Here is a 4,576-nt window from a genome sequence, read left to right on the forward strand (position 1 = left end):
GAGCACGATGAACTCCACGACCGCGCTCCCCCGCTCGCGCCGACGCCCTCGTCGCAGCAGCAAAGCCGCCTGCTCGACCTCCGCGACGAGAAGCGGCGGCAGGCCCCCACGGTCACGTACGTGCAGCAGGAAGGCGACAGCACGTTCAGAGAGGCGTGGGACCGGGCGGTAGACGACGCGGGGCGGCGCGTCGTGCTCGACGGGCTGATCCGTCGCGTCCGGGTGCGGAAGGGGCGACCGGGGCGGCGCACCCGCGAACAACTGTTGGAGCGCATCGAGGTTGAGTGGCAGCCCCGGACCGGCGAGTGGTTCGACCACGGGGCGGGCTAGACCCTGGCCCGTTATATGTGTCTGCTGGGCGTCGTACCCTCAGCGCAAGATCACGTTTGAGGGGGCTCTCCATGACACCACCGGCTTCTGCCGCACGCGCGCTGCACGACATCATGGCGCAGATCAGTCAGCGCGTCTCGACCACCAGCGAGACGCCGTATCACGCCTGGCAGAAGGTCGCGGGATGCGAAGTGCCTTCGCGTGAGTTCGCCGTCTACCACGCAGAAGTGCTCACGCTGTTCGGCGAGGTCGAGGCGAGCCTGCTCCCCCTTCCCAGGGGCACGCAGGAGCGATATGCGAAGTACCTCCCGACATGGTGGGACGCGCTCGCGCGACCCCGGAATGACTGGGCCGCATCGGCCTCGGCCTTCGTGGCGCCGGAGCCCTTGGACATGCTCGCCAGCCTGGCGGACTACCTCGAAGAGCGCCGTGGCCCCGACGCAGCGCCACGGGCACGCCGCGCAGAGGTCTTGCACACTGCCGTCGAAACGATGCTGCATCACGTCCAGCAAGACGACACCCTCCCGACGACCGTGCGCGACCAGATCGCTGCTGATCTCAAGCACGTGTTGTGGCTCCTGGGCAAGGTGGACACCTTCGGCGTGGAGCACGCGGTGGCTGCCACCGAGAAGGCCACGGGCAAGATCCTGACGCTGTCGGCAACCAGTGGCCTCGCGCGGATCAAGGCGATCGGAGCCGGGCTTGTGACCGTGCTGGCGGTGACGGCCTGCGCGACCGGCTCGGTTGCCGCGATCACCTCCGACGTCCGGGAGACGCTTGGAATCTCGCAAGGAGACGCCACAGACACGCACATCGAGATGGTGCAGAACACGGTCGTGGAGATCTGCGAGGCGCACCCACCCAAGGAGTTGCTGCCAGGCAAGGGTCAGCAGACCGGCGGTGACGAGGTGGTCGACGCGGAGATCGTGGACGACGACCAGCCCTGATGCAGCACAACGCCCCTCGCAGCTCGAAGCGCGAGGGGCATTGTCGATCAGCGCAGGCAGGCGCGCTCGGCTGGAGTCCGAGCGAGCCCAGTGGACCGGCGCCGAACTCGTGACGGGTATCGGTCGTACGTCGTACGCTCCCCGTCATGGCGCAGACAACGTGTGGTCGATGTGGCCGATTGGCCTACATGCCAGCAGCCTCGGGACTGCATCTCGTGAAGCACCCAAGCGACTTCGGCTACCTGCAGGAGGCGGCCTACAAGTGCCCCAACTGCGGGCGACTCAACATCGCCTCCGAACCCAACGACGGCATCCGAGCGGTAACAGTTCAGCGTGACCCGACCAACGCCGAGAACGCCGCCTGGGACGAACCATCGTGGGTTCCGCGCTACACGGACGAGACGGAGTACCGGGATGGGGTGCCAGAGCACATTGCTACAGCAGCACAAGAAGCGACGCTGTGCTTATCCGTCGGCGCGTATCGCGCTGTCGGAGCGCTGGCTCGTGCTGTGATCGAGGCGACGGCGAAAGCCAAGGGCCAGACGTCGGGCACGTTGGAGAAGAAGATCGACGCCCTAGAGACCGCGAAGCACATTCGCGAGCACACCAGGGATCAGGCCCACGAGATCCGACACTTCGGCAACGACATGGCGCACGGCGACTTCGTTGACCCCGTCGACAAGGAAGAGGCGGAGGAGATCATTGCGCTGATGTCGGAGGTTCTTGACGAGGTCTACCAATCGCCCTACCGGCTGGATCAGCGTAGGAAAGCGCGGGCAGCGAAGAAGGCAGCGAAGAGCGGGGCCTAGAACGTCATGGAGACGCAGGACGTCCTGATGCTGGTGTTCACGTTCGCTGCCGTCGTGGTGGCGATCTGGGCAGCAGCAGCCGCGCACGCCGCGAACGCCAGAGCCGACAAGGCGAACAGCCACGCGGAAGTAGCGAACGGCAAGGCCGATCAGGCAAACAGCCTTGCACGCGAAGCGAACGCGCACGCGAGGGACGCGAACGACATAGCGGCACAGGCGGTGAAAGACGCCAGGGACGCAGCAACGTCCCTGGCGTGGGACGAGTACATCGTGGCGGTCGCGTCCCTGCAGAGCGTTGATCCAACTGACCCGACGACCGATGTCGGCGCTCTCCTCACACAGTTGCGGATTCGCGCGACGCTTCTGGTCGACCGGCTGCAGTGGCAGGGATTCGATAGGTGGCTCGTCGCGGACCACGCGGCCGGGCTGCTGCTCATGCGAGAGGCTGCTGAGAACGGGAAGAAGAAGCAGCATCAACTCGGTCGTCCGTTGACGGCTGACGAAACGATCGAGATCGACCGGAACTTCCACAAGTGGGTGTTCGCTCTGACCAAGAACGTCAGGCTCGTCCGCCAAACGGGACATCGCGAGGACACCCTCGCCGCACTGCATAAGGAGGCTCGGGACATCATCAGAACGGTGACGGACAGGAATGGGTGGGACCCGCCTCCCGAGCGCATCGAAGGGGTCGTCCCTCTTGCAGACAAGTACCAACCCTGAACCTCGTTGTACGACAACGCCCCTCGCGCTTCGAGCTGCGAGGGGCGTTGTGTCTGTTCGACGTTTAGGCGCAGTCGGCCTAGCTGACCTCCACGCTGGTCACGCCTCCCTCCACGAGGTCGAGCGTGCTGACCGCCAGGTCGCCAGGCAGGTACACGCCACCAGGGCACGTCATGACGGAGAACATCTCCCCTGCGACCACGACGCGCAGCGACGTGCCCTCAGGCAGCGCGTCCAGCGCGTGCGCCAGGGCGAAGGGGGTCGCTGACGTCTATGGAGGTCACGACGCCACCAGCCAATCCCCAAGCGAGTCAACGTAGTTGACGAGGTCGTGGGCGCTGATCTAGCTCAGGTACGTCTGCGTCGTGTCCAGGCGCGCGCGCCCAAGTTGCTTGCTAACCAAGTCGATTCGCCCGCCCTTGGCGGGGCGCGCTGCGTGGCTGTGTCGCAGCGCGTGAGGGTGGACGCGCTGCTCGATGCCTGCCCGCACTGCTGCCTTGGCGAGAGCACGACGCACGTAGCGCTGATCCAGGGGCGTGCCCACAACGCCAGCCGAGTAGGCGGCGAAGACCGGGTATCGGCCGGTCAACCCCAGAGCGCGGCGTCGCTCCAGCCACGTGCTCAGCAGCGCGCACGACTGCGGGTCGATGCTGACAACGCGGCGTCGGCCGCCCTTGCCTGCTCGCACCGTCACCTGACAGCCGGTCACGTCCAGGTCAGCGGGGCGCAGGTCCAGCGCCTCCTGCACGCGTAGGCCAGCGCCGTACATCGCCGCGATCAGGCCGCGCAGCCGGACGCCGCTGCTGGAGCGCGTGCTGCAGGCGGCGAGGACCGCGCTGACTTGCACGGGGGTCAGCACGGTCGGGGCGAACGTTGCGCCCTTGTTGGTGGGTGGGTGTGTCATGACGGTTCCTCTCCGTTCTGTCCCGCTTCCACGCGGAAGCGGGCTCTTCTCGCGCCAGTTGGCGCGTCGAACCGGCAAAGCGGGTTCATTCGAAGATCACGCGGGCCGCGCGCGCACGGGGAGAACCGTCAGGCTTCCGACAAGGCGGAAGGTCGACGTCGACAGCCAGCCGCACGACCTCGCTGCTGGTCGCCGGTCGTGCCCCGACGGGGGCCGAACCTCAACCCCGTTGGGGCACAACGGGGTTGAGGAAGCCGCTCAGTTTCGATGGGAGACACGGGAACTCGTGGCCGGCCTCGAGCTCTCGGGCCGCTAGTTCGCGCTATCTGACACTGCTTGACACTCCCCGGCCAGCCCCGCCCGTCCCTCCTGGTCCCCACCCTCGAACGCCAGGACGCCTAGGACGTCCTGGGCTTCACCGGCGTAGACGCGCACGCCGCCCGCGCCGCGACCGGTCGTCTCGTCCAGCCGCACCTGTCCGCTCTCCACCAGCGGGCCGGGACGCTCGACCGTGCCCAGCAGGGCGTCGAACGTCTCGCGGGCTCGGCGGTGCGCGACCCGCAGGCTCGACCACGACAGGCCGTCGTCGCCCGCCTCGGCCAGCCGGGCAAGGATCGACTCCGTCGTGCGCTTCCGCTTGTCCTGCTCCCCGGACACGACGTCGTCGTCCGCGACGTGCCCAGCGAGCAGCCACCACTGCTCGGTGATCGCGCGGTCCTTGGCGACCTGTCCAGCGCGCAGGGCGTCCCGGCAGGTCGCGACCGCCTCGGCCGTCCACTCGTCCGCGACGTGCCCAGCGAGCCGCCACCACTGCTCGGTGATCGCGCGGTCCTTGGCGACCTGTCCAGCGCGCAGGGCGTCCCGGC

6 protein-coding genes are annotated in these 4,576 nt (G+C 67.5%); 4 read left to right on the top strand and 2 right to left on the bottom strand.

From position 1 onward, the window contains the following. From P4R38_RS17720 to P4R38_RS17735, 4 genes are all read left to right on the top strand, one after another. On the top strand, positions 1-330 hold a 330-nt coding region (locus P4R38_RS17720), incomplete at its 5' end, for a hypothetical protein (protein ID WP_277193321.1). A gap of 71 nt (positions 331-401) precedes the next feature. Continuing rightward, on the top strand, positions 402-1,277 hold the full coding sequence (locus tag P4R38_RS17725) for a hypothetical protein (RefSeq protein ID WP_277193322.1): 876 nt from the start codon (positions 402-404) through the stop codon (positions 1,275-1,277). Between the two features lie 146 nt (positions 1,278-1,423). Beyond that, the gene (locus P4R38_RS17730; RefSeq protein WP_277193323.1) at positions 1,424-2,086 is read left to right on the top strand and encodes a DUF4145 domain-containing protein; all 663 of its coding nucleotides are present in this window, start codon (positions 1,424-1,426) and stop codon (positions 2,084-2,086) included. Positions 2,087-2,092: 6 nt separating this feature from the next. Continuing rightward, the gene (locus tag P4R38_RS17735) at positions 2,093-2,806 is read left to right on the top strand and encodes a hypothetical protein (protein WP_277193324.1); all 714 of its coding nucleotides are present in this window, start codon (positions 2,093-2,095) and stop codon (positions 2,804-2,806) included. A 343-nt stretch (positions 2,807-3,149) separates the two neighbouring features. Here P4R38_RS17735 and P4R38_RS17740 read toward each other — a convergent pair whose 3' ends face one another. Together P4R38_RS17740 and P4R38_RS17745 are read right to left on the bottom strand one after the other, a co-directional pair. Beyond that, complete coding sequence (locus P4R38_RS17740) at positions 3,150-3,710, bottom strand: tyrosine-type recombinase/integrase (protein WP_277193325.1); 561 nt, start codon at positions 3,708-3,710, stop codon at positions 3,150-3,152. A gap of 312 nt (positions 3,711-4,022) precedes the next feature. Further along, a partial coding sequence (locus P4R38_RS17745) for a hypothetical protein (RefSeq protein ID WP_277193326.1) occupies positions 4,023-4,576 on the bottom strand: 554 nt, incomplete at its 5' end.

This window comes from Luteipulveratus flavus (assembly GCF_029439465.1).
Taxonomy (GTDB): Bacteria; Actinomycetota; Actinomycetes; order Actinomycetales; family Dermatophilaceae; genus Luteipulveratus; species Luteipulveratus flavus.